This window comes from Jannaschia maritima, from assembly GCF_030973515.1.
Classification (GTDB): domain Bacteria; phylum Pseudomonadota; class Alphaproteobacteria; order Rhodobacterales; family Rhodobacteraceae; genus Jannaschia; species Jannaschia maritima.
In genome coordinates this window covers 65,743-83,081 of the sequence record NZ_JARGZA010000001.1, presented here as the reverse complement: position 1 = coordinate 83,081, position 17,339 = coordinate 65,743, and the positions used below count along the sequence as shown (strand labels likewise).

18 protein-coding genes and 1 tRNA gene are annotated in these 17,339 nt (G+C 69.5%); 6 read left to right on the top strand and 13 right to left on the bottom strand.

Features of this window, described 5'->3' with window-relative positions; all coding sequences use genetic code 11:
- Positions 1-8 precede the first annotated feature (8 nt).
- Positions 9-644, bottom strand: a complete 636-nt coding sequence (locus P0084_RS00400) for a hypothetical protein (protein WP_308914818.1) — start codon at positions 642-644, stop codon at positions 9-11.
- 103 nt (positions 645-747) lie between these two features.
- Here P0084_RS00400 and msrB point away from each other — a divergent pair, with 103 nt between their 5' ends.
- Positions 748-1,149: a peptide-methionine (R)-S-oxide reductase MsrB gene (gene msrB / locus P0084_RS00395; protein ID WP_308914817.1), complete on the top strand. Its 402-nt coding sequence runs from the start codon at positions 748-750 to the stop codon at positions 1,147-1,149.
- Positions 1,150-1,176: 27 nt separating this feature from the next.
- Here the strand turns inward: msrB and P0084_RS00390 are convergent, their stop codons facing one another.
- The 8 genes from P0084_RS00390 to P0084_RS00355 form a co-directional block, all read right to left on the bottom strand.
- Positions 1,177-2,238, bottom strand: coding sequence for a 2'-deoxycytidine 5'-triphosphate deaminase (locus P0084_RS00390; protein WP_308915054.1), 1,062 nt, complete (start codon positions 2,236-2,238; stop codon positions 1,177-1,179).
- 48 nt (positions 2,239-2,286) lie between these two features.
- Positions 2,287-2,363, bottom strand: a tRNA-Pro gene (locus tag P0084_RS00385).
- A gap of 64 nt (positions 2,364-2,427) precedes the next feature.
- Entirely contained in the window at positions 2,428-3,213 is a 786-nt protein-coding gene (locus P0084_RS00380; RefSeq protein WP_374213571.1) for a MerR family transcriptional regulator, read from the bottom strand.
- Positions 3,214-3,286: 73 nt separating this feature from the next.
- Complete coding sequence (ihfA, locus tag P0084_RS00375; protein ID WP_308914815.1) at positions 3,287-3,589, bottom strand: integration host factor subunit alpha; 303 nt, start codon at positions 3,587-3,589, stop codon at positions 3,287-3,289.
- 150 nt (positions 3,590-3,739) lie between these two features.
- Positions 3,740-4,723 (bottom strand): beta-ketoacyl-ACP synthase III, encoded by a 984-nt coding sequence (locus P0084_RS00370; RefSeq protein WP_308914814.1) that lies wholly within the window; start codon positions 4,721-4,723, stop codon positions 3,740-3,742.
- Entirely contained in the window at positions 4,720-5,811 is a 1,092-nt protein-coding gene (plsX, locus tag P0084_RS00365; RefSeq protein ID WP_308915053.1) for a phosphate acyltransferase PlsX, read from the bottom strand. Before plsX ends, P0084_RS00370 begins: the two co-directional genes overlap by 4 nt.
- Before the next feature lie 36 nt (positions 5,812-5,847).
- Positions 5,848-6,051 carry a 50S ribosomal protein L32 gene (rpmF, locus tag P0084_RS00360; protein WP_308914813.1) on the bottom strand — a complete coding sequence of 68 codons (204 nt, stop codon included), beginning with the start codon at positions 6,049-6,051 and terminating at the stop codon, positions 5,848-5,850.
- Between the two features lie 157 nt (positions 6,052-6,208).
- Positions 6,209-6,754 (bottom strand): YceD family protein, encoded by a 546-nt coding sequence (locus P0084_RS00355; RefSeq protein WP_308914812.1) that lies wholly within the window; start codon positions 6,752-6,754, stop codon positions 6,209-6,211.
- Between the two features lie 126 nt (positions 6,755-6,880).
- Between P0084_RS00355 and P0084_RS00350 the strand changes: the two genes are divergently transcribed.
- Both P0084_RS00350 and P0084_RS00345 read left to right on the top strand, forming a co-directional pair.
- Positions 6,881-7,330 (top strand): outer membrane protein assembly factor BamE, encoded by a 450-nt coding sequence (locus P0084_RS00350; RefSeq protein ID WP_308914811.1) that lies wholly within the window; start codon positions 6,881-6,883, stop codon positions 7,328-7,330.
- A gap of 113 nt (positions 7,331-7,443) precedes the next feature.
- Positions 7,444-8,664, top strand: a complete 1,221-nt coding sequence (locus P0084_RS00345) for a bifunctional alpha/beta hydrolase/OsmC family protein (RefSeq protein WP_308914810.1) — start codon at positions 7,444-7,446, stop codon at positions 8,662-8,664.
- A 10-nt stretch (positions 8,665-8,674) separates the two neighbouring features.
- Here P0084_RS00345 and guaD read toward each other — a convergent pair whose 3' ends face one another.
- The 4 genes from guaD to P0084_RS00325 all read right to left on the bottom strand — a co-directional run bounded on the left by guaD (position 8,675) and on the right by P0084_RS00325 (position 13,198).
- Positions 8,675-9,973, bottom strand: a complete 1,299-nt coding sequence (guaD, locus tag P0084_RS00340; RefSeq protein ID WP_308914809.1) for a guanine deaminase — start codon at positions 9,971-9,973, stop codon at positions 8,675-8,677.
- 46 nt (positions 9,974-10,019) lie between these two features.
- On the bottom strand, positions 10,020-11,240 hold the full coding sequence (locus P0084_RS00335; RefSeq protein ID WP_308915052.1) for an ABC transporter permease subunit: 1,221 nt from the start codon (positions 11,238-11,240) through the stop codon (positions 10,020-10,022).
- Between the two features lie 52 nt (positions 11,241-11,292).
- Complete coding sequence (locus P0084_RS00330; protein ID WP_308914808.1) at positions 11,293-12,096, bottom strand: taurine ABC transporter ATP-binding protein; 804 nt, start codon at positions 12,094-12,096, stop codon at positions 11,293-11,295.
- A 97-nt stretch (positions 12,097-12,193) separates the two neighbouring features.
- The gene (locus P0084_RS00325) at positions 12,194-13,198 is read right to left on the bottom strand and encodes a taurine ABC transporter substrate-binding protein (RefSeq protein WP_308914807.1); all 1,005 of its coding nucleotides are present in this window, start codon (positions 13,196-13,198) and stop codon (positions 12,194-12,196) included.
- Positions 13,199-13,468: 270 nt separating this feature from the next.
- Here P0084_RS00325 and P0084_RS00320 point away from each other — a divergent pair, with 270 nt between their 5' ends.
- From P0084_RS00320 to pdxR, 3 genes are all read left to right on the top strand, one after another.
- Positions 13,469-14,863 carry an aminotransferase family protein gene (locus tag P0084_RS00320; RefSeq protein WP_308914806.1) on the top strand — a complete coding sequence of 465 codons (1,395 nt, stop codon included), beginning with the start codon at positions 13,469-13,471 and terminating at the stop codon, positions 14,861-14,863.
- Positions 14,864-15,069: 206 nt separating this feature from the next.
- Entirely contained in the window at positions 15,070-15,738 is a 669-nt protein-coding gene (locus P0084_RS00315; protein WP_308914805.1) for a MarC family protein, read from the top strand.
- A gap of 60 nt (positions 15,739-15,798) precedes the next feature.
- Positions 15,799-17,262: a MocR-like pyridoxine biosynthesis transcription factor PdxR gene (gene pdxR, locus P0084_RS00310; protein ID WP_308914804.1), complete on the top strand. Its 1,464-nt coding sequence runs from the start codon at positions 15,799-15,801 to the stop codon at positions 17,260-17,262.
- The last annotated feature ends 77 nt before the right edge of the window (positions 17,263-17,339 follow it).

Here is a 17,339-nt window from a genome sequence, read left to right as displayed (position 1 = left end):
CCGCCCCGTCAGCCGACCGCAACCGGGGACGCGAGGGCGGACAATCGGCGCGTGGGGATGTCGGCCAGCGGCAGCATGGTGCATACGTGGACGGTCCCCAGGTCGCGATCGACGATTGCGTGATCCGACACGACGGCCCCGAGCGACAGGTACAGCCGCAGGAGGTCCGACAAATCCCGGCGCGTCCCTGCGGGGCCGAGCGGCACCGTCTCCGCCCCGGATCGCCGGCCCGGGCTCCAGGGTCCCACGTGCCGGCGCAGCGCGCCCAGCCGGGGCGCCCCCTGCAACGGCATCGACGTACACCCCATCAGAAGATCCGCACCACCCTCGCGTGCCGCATCCACGACGACCGACAGGACCATGCGCGCGACGTCGGGCCCGAAGCCGGCCTGCAGGGCGACGCGCCCGATCTCCCACGGGGCGGCGTATCGGGCGAGGACGGGGCGCAGATCATAGGTCAGGCCGGCATAGCTGGCCCGCCGCGGATCCAGCAGCCGGGCATAGGCGACCGTCCCCATTCCTTCCACGGTCAGGTGGGCGGCGTCCGCGTCGAATCGATCGCGGTCGTCCGCACCGCCCCGGAACGCCGCCGCCCGGAACGCCATCGCCCCCCCCAGGTCCGGTCCATCGGACCGGATGCGCACGCGCCACCGTCCGATCCGACGGTCCGTCCCGATGCCTTGCCGCCCCATGGTGCCCCCCCTACCTGTGCCGGGCCACACCGGGCCATCGAGGAGAGGGCAGAGAATGGAGAAGGTCGTCAAGTCGGAGGACGAGTGGCGCGCGCAGTTGCCGCCGGAGGCGTTCAAGGTCCTGCGCAAGCACGGAACCGAACGGGCCGGCACGCACGAGGATTTCCCGAAGGAACCCGGCACCTATGTCTGTGCGGGATGCGGGCAGCCGGTCTTCGATCAGGCCGCCAAGTTCGACAGCGGCACGGGCTGGCCGAGCTTCTATCAGCCCGTCGACGGGACCGATGGCGAAGCCGTGGGTGAAAGCGTGGACAAGTCCTGGTTCATGACGCGGACGGAAGTGCACTGCAATCGCTGCGACGGGCATCTGGGGCACGTGTTCCCGGACGGTCCGCAACCCACGGGCCTGCGTTACTGCATCAACGGGGTGGCGCTGGCGTTCGAACCGGACGATTGAAGGTGGGCCGTGTCGGACCCGGGCCGATCACGGCGCCGCAAACTGCTTCGCGAGCTTCAAGCCCTGCCCGTGATAGTTCGACGCGATGTCCCGACCGTACACGGCGCTCGGCACCTGCTCCATCGCCTCGTAGACGAGGCGTCCGACGACCTGTCCGTGTTCCAGGACGAAGGGGGCCTCGTGGCAACGGACCTCCAGCACGCCGCGGGCGGGTGCCTCCAACCCGAAGCCCGGATCGAAGAATCCGGCGTAGTGCACCCGGAACTCCCCCACCATCGCGAGGTAGGGGGCCATCTCGGCGGCATGGTCTGGCGGGATCGTCACCGCCTCCCGGCTGACGAGGATGTAGAAGGCGCCCGGGTCCAGCACGACCCGCCGCTCCCGCGTTCGGATGGGTTCCCAGAAGTCATGGGGGTCGTAGGCGCCGATTCTGTCCAGGTCGACCACACCCGCATGGGGCTTGGCCCGCCACCCCACCAGATCCCCCGGTCCGGGCGACAGATCGACGGAGAAGGCCAGCCCGCCATCGATCGTGGGTGCTCCATCCACCAGGGGCGTTCGGGCGTGCAGCGCCTGCAAGGCGGCATCGTCCAGCGCCGCCCGCCCCCGCCGCAGCCGCAACTGGTTCAGCCGCATGCCCGGACGCACGAGGACGCTGAACGACCTGGGACATATCTCCGCGTAGAGCGGGCCCCGATAGCCAGCCGCCACGCGATCGAACTCCTTGCCACCATCCGTCACCAAGCGGGTGAGCAGGTCCAATCGGCCGGTCGAAGACTTCGCGTTGGCGACCGCGGCGGTGTCGTCGGGCAGCGCGACCGATTCCACCAGGGGCACGAGATAGACGCATCCACGTTCGAGGACGGCGCCACCGGTCAGCGGCATGGCGTGCATCTCGAACTGCGCAAGTCGGTCCGCGACCCGCGCCTCCCGTCCCGGAAGGAAGGACGCCCGCATGCGGTGCGCGACGTCCCCCAGGCGCAGGTCCAGCGATGCGGGCTGCACCTGGCCGGGGGCGGGATCCGGACACGCCATCGTGCCGTCGCCGATGGCGGCCCTGATCTGGTCGTCGGACAGAACGCCCATGATCCCCCCATATGCGAAAACGCCCCACCCCATCGGGGCAGGGCGTGGTCATGGTCGGGCTAGCAGGACTCGAACCTGCGACCTTCCGTCCCCCAGACGGACGCGCTACCAGGCTGCGCCATAGCCCGACTGAGCGGCTTCATAGCGATGTCGCCCCGGGGCGCAAGCGGGCATTCGCCTCCGGGCGCGCGGTCAGGACGCGAGATCCTCCTCGATCTCGTCGATGAGGCCGCGCAATCGCCGGGTCAGTCGGCGCAACCGGCGCTTGTCCGTGGGACGCCCTCCATCGCGAACCAAGCGCAAGGCCGCCACGGCGGGGGACGGGTCGCCCGGCGAGGGATCGTCTCGGTCGAGCGGCGTCGGAGGCGGCGGATCGTCCCCGCCGAACCCCAGTCCCGACCCGTCGTCCACGTCGTCGGGCTGGACGGGTTGGTCCGCCAGGATCGGATCCTGGCCGCCCCCGTCGTTCGACGCGACCCCGGGGAACCCCGTCTCGACCGGTTGCGCGTCCGCGAGGTCCGGATCGGGCACGGGTTGCCGGCGCTTGGACTGGAAGCCCGTGATCGACACGGCGTCGACTGGAACGGAATCTGGCTGGGGGTCGGACACCGGGTCGCTCGGGGCCGCGTCCGGCACCGCGGCGGGGTCGTCCGGACCGGTCGGCACCTCGACCACGGCGTCGCCTTCCCCCGGACCATCCGATCCCGGCCGGATGACCTTGCGCGGCTTGCGCGGCTTGGCCTCCACCGCGTCGACGGCGTCCAGCGCGGGCGACAGGGCCATGACGCTCAGCGGGCCCTCGTCCTCCATCTTCTGGATGACCGCACGGATCGTCTGACCCTGATCGTGCAGCAGGACCTTGATGCCGCCCAGCATACGCATATCGTCGGGGCGATAGTACCGCCGCCCCCCGGACCCCTTCACGGGGGCGACGTGGTCGAACTTCGATTCCCAGAACCGCAGGACGTGCGTGGGCACGCCGAGCCAATCCGCGACCTCGCGGATCGTCCGGAACGCGCCGTCTGCCTTGTCGCCTCCCCGCGGCAAGGTGTCAGGCCTTGTTCCCGGCTGCGACGCGATCCTTCAGCAGGTGGCTCGGCCGGAACGTCAGGACGCGACGGGGCGGGATCGGCGCCTCCTCCCCCGTCTTCGGATTGCGGCCGATGCGGGCCGACTTGTCCCGCGTGCTGAACGTGCCGAACGAGCTGATCTTGACCTGCTCGCCATCCACTAGCGCGTCGGAGATATGGTTGAGCACGGACGCGACGAGCCCCGCGCTATCGTTGCGGCTGAGTCCGACCTCGCGGAAGACGGCCTCGCTCAGGTCCATTCGGGTCAGTGTCTTACCGGTCATGGAGACTATCCCAGTTGAAGGTGAAACGTTTGTCTGTAGGTTCAACTGGGGATCCGGGTGGCGGTAAGTCAAGCATCGTGAGTTAGAATAACGCGGGGACAGGACAAGAGTTTTTTCAACCACTGGTTGATACGTCAACGCAGGCCTGGCCTATCGCCCATGGCCCCATCGCAGCACGACCGCGCCCCAGGCGAGGCCCCCGCCGATGGCCTCGGTCACGATCAGGTCCCCGGGCTTCAGATCGCCCCGTTTCGCGGCGACGGACATCGCCAGCGGGATCGACGCCGCCGACGTGTTGCCGTGGTCCTGGACGGTCACGACGACCTTCTCCATCGGAAGACCCAGCTTCGCCGCCGTTTTGGCGATGATGCGGACGTTCGCCTGATGCGGCACGACCCTGTCGATGGCGTCCATGGTCACGCCCGCCTTGGCGATCACGTCCTCCGTGCAGCGCGCGAGCTTCTCCACCGCGTGGCGGAACACCTCCTTGCCGGCCATGGTCAGGTGCCCTGCCGTGCCCGTCGAAGACACGCCGCCCGACACCTGCAGGATGTCGCGATGCCGTCCGTCCGAATGCAGGTCGACGGCGAGGATGCCGACATCCGCCGGCGTGCCCTGCCCTTCCACGGCTCGCAGCACCACGGCCCCCGCGCCGTCGCCGAACAGGACGGCCGTCGCGCGGTCCTCCCAGTTCAGGATGCGGCTGAACGTCTCCGCGCCCACCACGAGGACGGTCGAGGCCTGCCCCGACACGATCAGCGCATGGGCGTTCGACAGCGCATAGACGAACCCAGCGCACACGGCCTGAACGTCATAGGCGAAGCCCCGCGTCATCCCCAGCTTCTGCTGCAGGATCGTGGCGGTGGCGGGAAACGTCAGATCCGGGGTGGACGTCGCGACCACCACGGCATCCAGATCGTCCGGCGCCATGCCCGCATCGGTCAGCGCCCCGCGTGCGGCCTCCAACGCCAGGTCCGACGTCACCTGACCGTCCGCCGCGAAATGCCGACGTTCGATCCCGCTGCGCGATCGGATCCATTCGTCGGACGTATCCAGGAAGGATGCGAACCAGTCGTTCTCGACCACCCGTTCCGGGAGGTAATGGCCGACGCCCGCGATCGCCGCCCGGATCATGCGCCGCCCTCCGCGTCCGCGTCCCCGCTCGGCGAGGTGGCGGCCGCCACGCGCGCGCGCAGCCGGTCGCTGAAGCCCGAGGCCGACAGGTCCCAGGCCAGCTGCAACGCCGCCGCGATCCCAGTCTCGTCGGCGCTGCCATGCGACTTCACGACCGTGCCGTTGAGGCCGAGGAACACGCCGCCGTTGACCCGGCGAGGATCGATTCGCTTGGACAGCCGCTTCAACGAGGCCATCGCCAGAAGGGCTGCGAACTTCGACAGGATGGTGGCACGGAACGCTTCGGCCAGCATATCGCGCACGAACTTGGCCGTCCCCTCGCCCGTCTTGAGGGCGACGTTCCCCGTGAACCCGTCCGTAACGATCACGTCCACCCGGTCGCCCGGTATGTCCCCACCCTCGACGAACCCGACATAGTCGAACCCCTGCGCCCCGGCCAAGCCATCGATCAGATCGTTGGCCGCCTTCAGTTCCGGGCGGCCCTTGTTCTCCTCCGTCCCGACGTTCAACAGGCCGACCCGCGGCCGCGCGATCCCGAGGCCGTTCCGGGCGTACGACATGCCCATGAGCGCGTATTGCAGCAGGTCGTCGGGGTCGGCCTTCACGTCCGCACCCACGTCCAGCATCACGTTGAAGCCGGCCGGGTTGCGCGACGGCCACAGGATCGCGATGGCCGGGCGATTGACGCCGGGCAGCTTGCGCAGGCGCAGCATGGACATGGCCATCAGGGCGCCCGTGTTGCCGCAGGACACGCAGACCTGGGCTTCCCGGTCGCGTACGGCCTCGATGGCGGACCACATCGACGTGTCCTTGCCCGTCCGGATGACCTGGCTCGGCTTGTCGGACATGGCGACGACGCCCCCGGCCTGACGGATCTCGCACCGGCCGGCCAGATCGGAACGCTTGGCGATCAGGGCGTCCAGGCGGCTCTTGTCGCCGTGTACGAGGAACCGCATCGCAGGTGTCTGTCGCAGGGCACGTTCCAGCCCCGCGACGACCGCTTCCGGCCCGTTGTCGCCGCCCATTGCATCGACGGACAGCACGCCTCCACCGGCCTTCGCATCACCTTCGGTTGCGTCCTCGCCCATGGCCGTGACGCCCCCCATGCCTCGCGGCCGGACCGATCAGGCCGCGTCGTCGTCCAGGTCGATCGTGTCGGCGGCCAAGACCTCGCGGTCGGCATAGTGGCCGCAGGCGCCGCACACGTGGTGCGGCCGCTTCAGTTCACCGCAATTGGGGCATTCCTGCGGATTGCCGGGCACCAGGAAGTCGTGCGCCCGGCGCATGTTGCGGCGCGATTTCGTGATCTTGTTCTGAGGGACGGCCATCGTCGTTTGTCCTTCGTCAATCTGTCGGCCCGGGCGAAAAGCCCGGAATGTGGCGGAGTCCGCACCGCCCTAAAGCGTGGTGCGCCCACGGTCCATAGCGTTGTGCGATCGGGGTGCGCCCCTAACCGGGATCGCCGCGCCGGGCAAGGCCCCGGAATCAGTCGTCCCCGCCCTTCATCCGGTCGCGCAGGGCGGCCAACCCGGCGAAGGGCTTGACCGTGTCGTCGTCGATGGGGTCCGCCCCGGGCGGCACGGCAGCGACGTCGATCTCGTCCGCGGCCGGGGCGCGCGGAAAGGCGGGGATCGCCAGCGCGAGCGCCTCCTCCAGCACGGCTCCTACATCGAGCGTGGCCGGCAAGGGTTCCAGCCCGTCGTCTTCCGGCATCTCGACATCGTCGCCGGCAGGCTCGACGTAGTCCGCGGCATAGGTCCGCGCGACCTCCTCGTCGATGCGGGTCACGACGGGATCTGTCGTCACACGGCACGGCTGTACGACCGTGGCGCCCAGCGTCGCCTTCAGCACCCAGTCCGACTTGCCCTGCGGATGTATCGCCCCTTCGAACCGGACCTTGCGCAGCGCGTCGACGCCCAGGCGATCGGACAGGGATTCCAGCCCCCCCTCGTCGGGGATCAGGCGGAACGCGACCGGCTTGCGCCGCGGCAGATCGGACAAACGCATCGGGTGGGACAGGATGGGCTTCATCGCGGGGTCGCCTTCGGGCCACGGACGGATCTGGCGCGGTCTGGACTGGGACGGACCGGGCGGTTAAGGCATACGGCGAAGGAAGACCCCGTGCAACGGGGGCACGGACGACGGATGGGACGCGCCATGATCGGCAAGGGCATCGGCATCGCCGCACTGGCGTTGACCCTGGCGGGATGCGGTTCGGTCGTCAGCAACCACGGATACGTCCCCCCGCCGGAGGATCTGGCCGCCTTGACCGTGGGCGTCGACGACACCGCCAGCGTCGAGACGGCGATCGGACGCCCTTCGACCGCGGGCATCCTGCAGGACGATGCGTGGTACTACGTCCGGGAGCAGCGGACCCAGTTCGGGCCCCGCGCGGCCCGTCCCATCAACCGCGAAGTGCTGGCCCTTTCCTTCTCGCCGGGCGGCACGCTGCAGAACATCGAACGATTCGGCCTGCGGGACGGCAGGGTCGTTGTCCTGTCCCGCCGGGTCACGGAAACGTCGATCCGCGACTTCGGGCTGTTGCAGCAGATCTTCCGGAACGTCGGGCGCATCGACATCGGACAGGCCATCGCCAACGACGGTTGAGGCAGCGCGCGCACGACGCGACACGACCCCGTGACGAACGCGCCGCGATGCTTGCCCGGCGACCGTGCGGGGCGCATCGTCCCCGGACCTGCGCCAACGACACGGACCCCATCATGCCGACAGAACGATTCGAATTCCCCGGCCATGACGGGACCATGCTGGCCGCGCGGCTGGACCGACCGGACGGCCCGGTCCGAGCCACCGCGCTGTTCGCCCACTGTTTCACCTGCGGCAAGGACATCCCCGCCGCGCGCCGCATCGCCTCCCGCCTGGCCGCCGACGGCATCGCGGTCCTGCGCTTCGATTTCACGGGGCTGGGGCATTCGGGGGGTGAGTTCGAGAACACGACCTTCGCCACGAACGTCGCCGACCTCGCGGCCGCCGCCCGCCACCTCGCGGAGCGCGGCACCGCCCCCTCGCTGCTGATCGGCCATTCGCTCGGGGGCGCGGCCGTCCTACGGGCCCGCGCTGCGATACCCGGCATCAGGGCGGTGGCCACGATCGGCGCGCCCTTCCAGCCCGGCCACGTCACCCACAACTTCGAAGGCGCGCTGGGCGGCATCGAACGCGACGGCGCGGCGGAGGTCGTCCTGGGCGGTCGCCGCATCCGCATCGGCCGGGGCTTCGTGGAGGACGTGACCGGCACGCGGCTGGAGGACGCGATCCGCGGGCTGGAATGCGCGCTCCTGGTCCTGCACGCCCCGCGGGACGAGATCGTGGGGCTGGACAACGCGACGAACATCTTCCTGACCGCCCGGCATCCCAAGTCGTTCGTCACCCTGGACGACGCGGACCACCTGGTGACGCGCGGGACGGATGCCGAATACGCCGCGGACGTCATCGGGGCCTGGGCCACGCGGTACCTCGACATGCCCCAGCCCGCGCCGCCCATCGGCGCGCCCGAAGGGGTGACCCGCGTGGCGGAAGCAGATCCGGCCGGGTTCGCGCAGGACGTCACCGCGGGCGGGCATCACCACCTGAAGGCCGACGAGCCGCGCGCCTATGGCGGGACCGATACCGGCCTGACGCCCTATCAGCTTCTGGCGGCATCGCTGGGGGCCTGCACGTCGATGACCCTGCGGATGTATGCGCGCAGGAAGGCCTGGCCCCTGTCCCACGTGTCCGTAGACGTCACCCATGACCGAATGCACGCACAGGACGCCCCGAGCCAGGGTCAGGAACGGATCGACCGGTTCCGGCGCGTCATCACGCTCGATGGCGACCTCGAGCCTGCGCAGCGGACCCGTCTGCTCGAGATCGCGGACCGATGCCCGGTGCACCGCACGCTGGAAAGCGGCGCCGTAGTCGAGACGGAGTTGAAGGCCGCGGGATGACGGGTTCGGGTCAGACGCGTGGATCGTGACGCACCGGCTCGCCCCCGACATAGACCGCCGCCACGGCCCGGTCGTCCCCCATCATGATCGTCGGGAACACGGCCTCCCAGAGATCGTCCGCACGCGCGGACCGTTGCGCGATGGCGGGGGTCGAGGCTAGGTCCAGGATTACCAGGTCCGCGTCGGACCCGGGGTCCAGCGTACCCACCCGGTCCGCCGCCCGCAGCGCCGTGCCGCCCCCCGCCGTGGCCAGCCACAGCAGATGCGAGGGGTGCAGCGCGTGGCCGCGCAACTGCCCGATCTCGTAGGCGGCGGCCATCGTCCGCAGCATCGAGAAGCTCGACCCGCCCCCCGTGTCGCTACCCAACGCGACCGGCATCCGTCGGGCCAGCCCCATGTCGAACAGCCCCGAGCCAATGAACGTGTTCGAGGTCGGGCAATGCACCACCCCCGATCCGCTCTCGGCCAAGCGGTCCCGCTCCCGCGCGGTCAGGTGGATCGAATGGCCGAACAGGGCGCCCGGACCGATCAGGCCGACCCGCTCGTAGGTGTCGAGGTAGTCGCGCGAATCGGGGAACAGTTCCGCGACCCATTCCACCTCGTCCGTCTGCTCGGACAGATGGGTCTGCATCGCGCAGGTGGGGTTGGCCTTCCACAGGGCGCCCAACGCCTCCAACTGCGCGGGCGACGACGTCGGCGAGAACCGCGGCGTTATCGCATAGGTCGCGCGCCCGGTCCCGTGCCAGCGCGCGATCAGCGCCGCGCTCTCGTCGTGGGCGCTGCGGGGGTCGTCGCGCAGCATGTCGGGCGCGTTGCGGTCCATGCAGGTCCGTCCGCCCCACACCGCCATGCCGCGCGCCGCCGCCGCCTCGAACCAGGCGTTGGCGCTGTGGGCGTGGATCGTGCAGAAGCTGCAGGAGGACGTCGTCCCGTTCGCCAGATGCAGGTCCAGCGTCGTGTCCGCCGCCGCCCGCGCGACGACAGGATCCGCCAGGCGCGCCTCCTCCGGGAAGGTATAGTCGTTCAGCCAGTCGATCAGCCGCTTGCCCCAGGACGCGATCATACCCGTCTGGGGATAGTGCAGATGCGCGTCCACGAAACCCGGCAGGATCAGATGCCCGCCGTGGTCCCGCCGGTCCGCCCCGGGGTGATCCCGCCCGAGGGCATCGGCGTCCCCCACGGCCAGGATGCGCCCGTCCGCCACCGCGACCGCGCCGCGCTCGTGATAGTCGAAGGCATCCGCCGCCTCGCGGGGATAGGCGCCCGCGCGCGGGGCAAGGATCCGGCCCAGGATCAACGTGGTGGTCATGGCGGGCCGTCTAGCGTCCGCGCGCGGCGGGCGAAAGCACGCGCGCTCAGCTCCGACCCTTCCACGGCACCAGCACAGCCTCCGCCTTGCGCATCAGGATGTCGATGGCGAAGCCGATCACGCCGATCAGGATGATCCCCATCACCACCACATAGGTCTGCTGGAACTTCGACGCCGTGGTGATCATCATGCCCGCGCCCACGTTCGCCGCGACCAGCTCGGCGGCGACGACCGTGCCCCAGCACACGCCCATCGCCACCCGCGCGGCGGTAAAGATCTCGGGCAGGCTGTTGGGGATGATGACGTGGCGCAGGATCTGCCACTTCGACGCCCCCAACGAATAGGCGGCATGCACCTTGGTGATGTTGACGCCGGACACGCCCGCCCGCGCCCCGATGGCCATGATCCACAGGGCCGCCAGGAACAGCAGCACGATCTTGCCCGTCTCGTTGATGCCGAACCAGATGATGACCAGCGGGATCAGCGCCAGGGGCGGCACCGGGCGCATGAACTCCACGATCGGGTCGAACCAGCCCCGGAACCAGTCGGACAGCCCCATCGCATAGCCAAGGGGGATGCCGACCAGCGCACCCAGCGCGAAGCCGCCCAGCACCCGGATCAGCGACCAGCCGAGATGCTCGACCAGGGTGAAGTTGCGGTACCCGTCGGACGCCACCTCGACCAGCGCCTCCACCACCCGTTCGGGCGACGGCAGGTACAGGGGCTGCATCTGCAGGCCCTGATCGGGGACGAAGTTGGTGCCGCCCCGTTCGTTCATCGTCATCGTCCCGTGCGCGGTGCGCACGGACCCGTTCGGACCGATCGGCTGACCGTCGATGGCCACGACCGCATAGCCGTCCTCGCGCCCGCCCTCGTCGTTGCGGCCCAGGCGCATCAACTCGGAGCGATAGACCCCGATCCGGGTCGCGTCGTTCTTGGCGAACCCGTCCCCCTCCTCGATCGCGGGGTCGTCCACCTCCGCACCGACGGCGTGGACGCGTACCACGACCGTGGCGTCGTCCGTTTCGCCGGCGGCGTTCCGCGCGGTGTAGGTGAAGGTCGTGTCGCCCACGAACGGGCCGGGCACGTGGATCGGGACCAGCTTCGACCCGGTGAACGCCCCCCAGATGAGGAACAGGACGATCACCGAGATCACCGACGCCCACCGGTTCGGGCGAACCGCGCTTTCGTCCCCGAAGGTCACGGTCTTGAGCGAGGTGAAGTCCCTCCGCCGCGACCGCGCGGTCAGCGCGCCGACCACGAGCATCGAGGCCACGAACAGCGCGACATAGACGGCGACAATCAGAAGCCCGGTCACGTCATGCGTCCTCCATCCGGCCCATGATCTCCTCCTCCATCTCCCAGATCATCGACAGGATCTCCTCCCGCGTGGTGGCGAAGTCGGGATGCGTCTTGACCTCCCGCAGGTCGGTGCTCACCCCCAGTTCGGCGAAGGGCAGACGGTACTCCTTGTGGATGCGTCCCGGTCGGGGCGCCATCACCAGCAGGCGTTCGCCCAGCAGCAGCGCCTCCTCGACGCTGTGGGTGATCAGGACGATGGTCTTGCCCGTCTCCTTCCACAGCTTCAGCACCAGCCCCTGCATCTTCTCGCGCGTCAGCGCATCGAGCGCGCCCAGGGGCTCGTCCATCAGGATGACGTCGGGGTCGTTGGCCAGGCAGCGGGCCAGCGCCACGCGCTGCTGCATGCCGCCCGACAATTCATAGATCGCCTTGTCCTTGAAGTCCCCCAGGCCCGTGATCTGCAGCAGGCGGTCGGCGCCCTCGCGCCGCTGGGCCGCGGGCACGCCCTTCATACGCGGCCCGAACTCCACGTTCTCGCGCACGGACATCCACTCGAACAGGGCGCCCTGCTGGAACACCATGCCGCGTTCGGCGTCGGGTCCCTTCACGTCGTGTCCGTTCAGCACGACGCGCCCCTGCGTCGGCGCCAGGAAGCCCGCCACGATGTTCAGAAGCGTGGTCTTGCCGCAACCCGACGGGCCAAGCACCGACATCAGCTCGCCCTTCGCCAGGTCCAGCGATACGTCCTTCAGCGCCTGAACGTAGCTGCCGTTCGGCAAGTCGAAGCGCATCGAAACGCTCTCGATCCTCAATCCGGTCATGTCTGGTCCCTTTCGGGCGCCTCTGCCGGGCGGCCTCGGTCTGCGGGGGCCGGGGGCGGGGCGGGCCGCCCCCGACGGATCGGTCCGACGCAGTCGATCACATCGACTGCGCATCCTCCAACGGCTCGACGTTGATCGCGTCCTCGTAGGTGCCCAGCGCCTGCGGAATGGACCCGGCCTCCACGAACACGTCGGCCACGCCCTTCATGAAGGTCGCGGCGTTCCCGCCCAGCCAGGCTTCGGACAACTGTTCCTCGACGGTGGGGAAGGTGAACGTGCTGATCGCGGCGCGCGCGGCCTCCAGGTCCTGGCCCGATTCGTCGGCGATCAGCTCCAGCATCTCCTCCGACTGGCCATCGGCCCACTCGGCGTTGGCGTCGGCGGTGACGCGCAGGAAGTTCGCCATCAGGCCCGGGTTCTCGGCCACGAACTCCGCGGGCGCCGACGTCACGTCGAAGACCAGGATGCCCAGCTCCTCCTTCTCGGCGCCGGTCAGCAGGACGTTGCCCGACTCCTTCATCGACGTCAGACCGCCACCATAGCCGCAGGCGAAGTCGACCGCGCCCTGATCCAGGGCCGCGGCGCCCGAAGGGGGATCCATGTCCACCACGTCGAGCGACGCCAGGTCGATGCCGAAATGGTCCATCTGGCGCAGGAACCCGTAATGCGCGGCCGTCCCCAGCGGCACCGCGACCTTCGATCCTTCCAACTCGGAGGCGTTCTCCTGCGTGATGCCCAGGTCGGACCGCACGACGCAGTTGTCGTTTTCCGAATACGACACGGCCACGTCCACGACCTGGATGTTCTGGCCCGCCGATGCCGCGACCACGAAGGGCGGCACCCCTTGGCTGACCGCGATCTGCACGTCGCCCGACGCCATCGCGGCGGACATCGCGGTGCCCGTCTCGAAGCTGACCCAGTTGACGGTGACGCCCAACTCCTCGTCATAGGTGCCGCGCGCCTTGGCGGCCAGCATCGGCATCGGCCATTCGAGGAAATAGGCCACGGTGATCTCGTCAAGGTGGCCATCCGCGAGCACGGCGTTGCCCGCCCCGAGGGCCAGGGCCGCGGTGGTCGCGGCCAGGATCGTTCTCTTCGGCATTCTTTCGTCTCCCTGTTCGTGTTCTGCGTCGGTCGGCTTCGGCCGTTTGGTGCCGCCCCTCCGGGCGGGGGCCGTGGCACGATGGCCCGCGGCGGGCGCAGCTTGCGCGGCTTGCTTCGACCGCGCAACCGGGGGTCTGGACTGGCCCTAGGCCGCGCGACGATCTGGTCCTATCGCGCGCTTGCATTTCCTGCGCTTCTGATATCACCCCAGGGAACCCGCCCGAACCGGATCGCCCGGGCCCGATCGTCCACAACCAGGAGAAGCGCGATGGATACCCTGTCCCCGAACGACCTGTCCGCCGTCGTCGAAGCGGATCGCGCCCACATCTGGCACCACCTGATGCCGCACAAGCCCCTGGAGACGACGGAGCCCCGCATCATCGTCGAGGGTCGCGGCATGCGCGTCTGGGACCAGCACGGCAAGGAGCATCTGGACGCGGTCTCGGGCGGCGTCTGGACCGTGAACGTGGGCTATGGCCGGACCGAGATCGCCGACAAGGTCCGCGATCAGTTGATCAAGATGAACTACTTCGCCCAGACCCTTGGCAGCATCCCGGGGTCCATGTTCGCCGAACGCCTCCTGTCGAAGATGCCCGGCATGAAGCGCGTCTTCTACACGAATTCCGGGTCGGAGGCGAACGAGCAGGCCTTCAAGATGATCCGCCAGATCGCCCACACCCGCCACGGCGGCAAGAAGTGGAAAATCCTGTACCGCGATCGCGACTACCACGGGACGACCATCGGCTGCATGGGCGCGGGCGGCCAGGACGAGCGCAACGTCCAGTACGGCCCCTTCGCCCCCGGCTTCGTGCGCGTGCCCCACTGCCTGCACTACCGTGCCGCCGACCAGGGATGGGAGGGGATGACGGAGGAGGAGTACGGCCGCCGTGCCGCCGACGCGATCGAGGAGGTCATCCTGCGCGAAGGCCCCGACACCGTGGGCGCCATCTGCCTGGAGCCCATCACCGCCGGCGGCGGCGTCATCGTGCCCCCCGAAGGCTATTGGGCGCGCGTGCAGGAGATCTGCGACAAGTACGAGATCCTGATCCACATCGACGAGGTCGTGTGCGGCGTGGGCCGCACCGGGGAATGGTTCGGCTATCAGCATTACGGGGTGCGCCCCGACATCGTGACGATGGCCAAGGGCGTGGCGTCCGGCTATGCCGCCATCTCCTGCGTCGTCACGACGGAAGACGTGTTCGACACCTTCAAGTCGAAGCCTGACGATCCCCTGAACTGGTTCCGCGCCGTCAGCACGTTCGGCGGCTGCGCCGCGGGCCCCGTCGCCGCGCTGGAGAACATGGCCATCATCGAACGCGAAGGCCTGATCGAGAACACGCGCGCGATGGGCGAACGCTTGTTGAGCAACTTGCACGAACTGGCCGAACGCCATGCGGTGATCGGCCAGGTCCGCGGCAAGGGCCTGTTCTGCGGCGTCGAGCTGGTCGCCGACCGCGACACCCGCGAACCGCTGCCCGAAGCGCAGGTCAAGGCCATCGCCGCCGACTGCATGCAGCAGGGCTACGTCATCGGGGCCTCCAACCGTTCCGTCCCCGGCCGCAACAACTGCCTGCTCTTCTCCCCCGCGCTGATCGCCACCGCCGACGACATCGACGCGATCACCGGCAGCGTGGACGAGGCGATGGGGCGGCTGTTCGCCTGATCGTGGGCCGCACCGCGACCTTCGTCGGACGGATGCCGCGTCGCGGGTCGTTCGCCGGGCGATCGCGACGACCACGCCGGATCCGATCCTGGATCTGCGGTTTGGCACGGGGAAAAATGTCCTAAGTCCCTGCGAGTGAGGTGGGGCATGGCTCCGCCACCCGGGGGGACGGTGCGCCCTCCGGCGAACGATCGGATGGAAAGAAGATGGACTGGGCTTTCCTGACACGGGAGTTCGTGACGCTCCTCGTCGTCATCGATCCGATCGGCACGATCCCCGTCTATCTCTATGCCGTTGCCGGCGTTCCGCAGCGTCTGCATCGCAGGTTCGCCCTGCGGGCGGTGGTCATCGCGACGATCGTGCTCCTGCTGTTCCTCGTCGGTGGGCAGTTCGTGCTCGAGACGCTCGGCCTGCGGCTGGGATCGTTCCAAGTCGCGGGCGGGATCGTGCTGTTCCTGTTCGCCCTCAGCATGATCTTCGGGGACACGAAAGCCGCCGGCGAGATCGCGGAATCGCGAAGCTGCGACGACGGCGTCCACCTGTCGCGGGCGGTCTTCCCCCTCGCGATGCCGTCCATCGCCTCGCCCGGCGCGATGCTGGCCATCGTGATCCTGACGGACAACAGCACGAACACGCTGGCCGAACAGGCGGTCACCGCGGCGATGCTCGTCTTCGTCCTCTGCCTGACCCTGGCCCTCCTCCTCGGCGCCGGTATGGTCCACCGACTGATCGGCGACACGGGCGCGTCGGTCATCAGCAGGGTCATGGGTATCGTCCTCGCGACCATCGCGGTCGATGCCGTCCTGGGCGGGCTCGGCACGCTGGGGGTGTTCGACCTGACGCCAGCGCCCTCCACCGGCACACTGGGGGGTTAGGGGTCCGACCACGCTCATCGGTCCACTTCCCTCCGAAATCCCCCCGTGCGATAGGGCCACATGGCCGTCCCCGTGGAAGCCTTCCGCCTCGATCCCGCCGCGACGGGGACCCTGCAACGGCAGGTGCAGCAGCTCGTCATGGACGGGATCCTGTCCGGTCGGTTCCGCCCGGGCGACCGCCTTCCCTCCTCCCGGGTGCTGGCCCGCCACCTGGGCCTGTCGCGCATCACCGTGACGTTGGCCTATGCCGACCTCGTCGCCGGCGACTACCTCTCAGCGAAGGGCCGGTCGGGCTACTACGTCGCTGCCGACGCCCCCCGGCCGGACACCTTCCCGCGCCCCGCGCCCGCACCCGCCCCCGCCAGCCGCGTGGACTGGTCCCGCCGCTTGGGCCAACGCTATCCGGCCATGGCGGGCCTCGCCCGGCCGGAGGATTGGCGCCGCTATCGGTATCCGTTCATCTACGGTCAGACCGACGCCCGCCTGTTCGACCATTCCAACTGGCGCCGCTGCGCCTTGGAAGCGCTGGGTACGCGCGACTTCACCCCGCTGACGGCCGACACTTACGGACAGGACGACCCCCTCCTGGTGGACGAGATCATGCGCCGCATCCTGCCCCGACGCGGCATCGACGCGCACGCGGACGAGGTCCTCATCACGATGGGCGCGCAGAACGCGCTGTGGCTAGTCACCCAGATCCTGTTGTCGCAACGCCGCCGCGCGGTGATGGAGGAACCCTGTTATCCCCCCTTGCGCGAGATCCTGAACCTGTCGCGCTGCACGGCGACCGCCATCCCCGTGGACGGGCACGGGCTGCCGCCCGACGCGATCCCCCCGCACACGGACGTGGTCTTCGTCACCCCCAGCCACCACTGTCCCACCGCCGTGACGATGCCGACCGAACGGCGCCGCGCCCTCCTGGCCCGGGCGGAGGCGGACGACTTCCTGATCGTGGAGGACGACTACGAGTTCGAGCTTGCCTTCGTCGGCGGCCCCTCGCCCGCGCTCAAGTCGCTCGACCGGACGGGGCGGGTCGCCTATATCGGCTCCTTCGCCAAGTCGCTCTTCCCCGGCCTGCGCCTGGGATACCTCGTCGCCCCGCCCCCCCTGGTGCGCGAGGCCCGCGCGCTGCGGGCCCTGATCCTGCGGCACGTGCCGGGGCACATACAGCGCGCCACCGCGTACTTCCTGCAGCGGGGCCACTACGACACGCAGGTCGCGCGCATCGCGCGAACCTATGCCGCCCGGCGCGACGCGGCGCTCGCGGCGATGCAGGCGCACGACCTCCGCCCGGAACGCGATAACACGTTCGGCGGCTCGTCCTTCTGGATGCGCGCGCCCGACGGCGTCCCCGGCCGGGCGCTGGCCGCGCGGCTGCGCGCCCGCGACGTGCTGATCGAACCCGCCGACGCCTTCTTCGGACCGGGCCGCGCGCGCCCCTTCTACCGCCTCGCCTATTCGTCCATCGCGGCCGACGACATCCCCGAAGGGGTCGCGCGCATCGCCCGGGCCGCGGCCGCCTGACCCCTCTGGACCTAGGCGCACGGGTCAGCTGGCCTTATGGCGGCCTTGACCCGGACGGTACCGTTGGGGCACAAGGG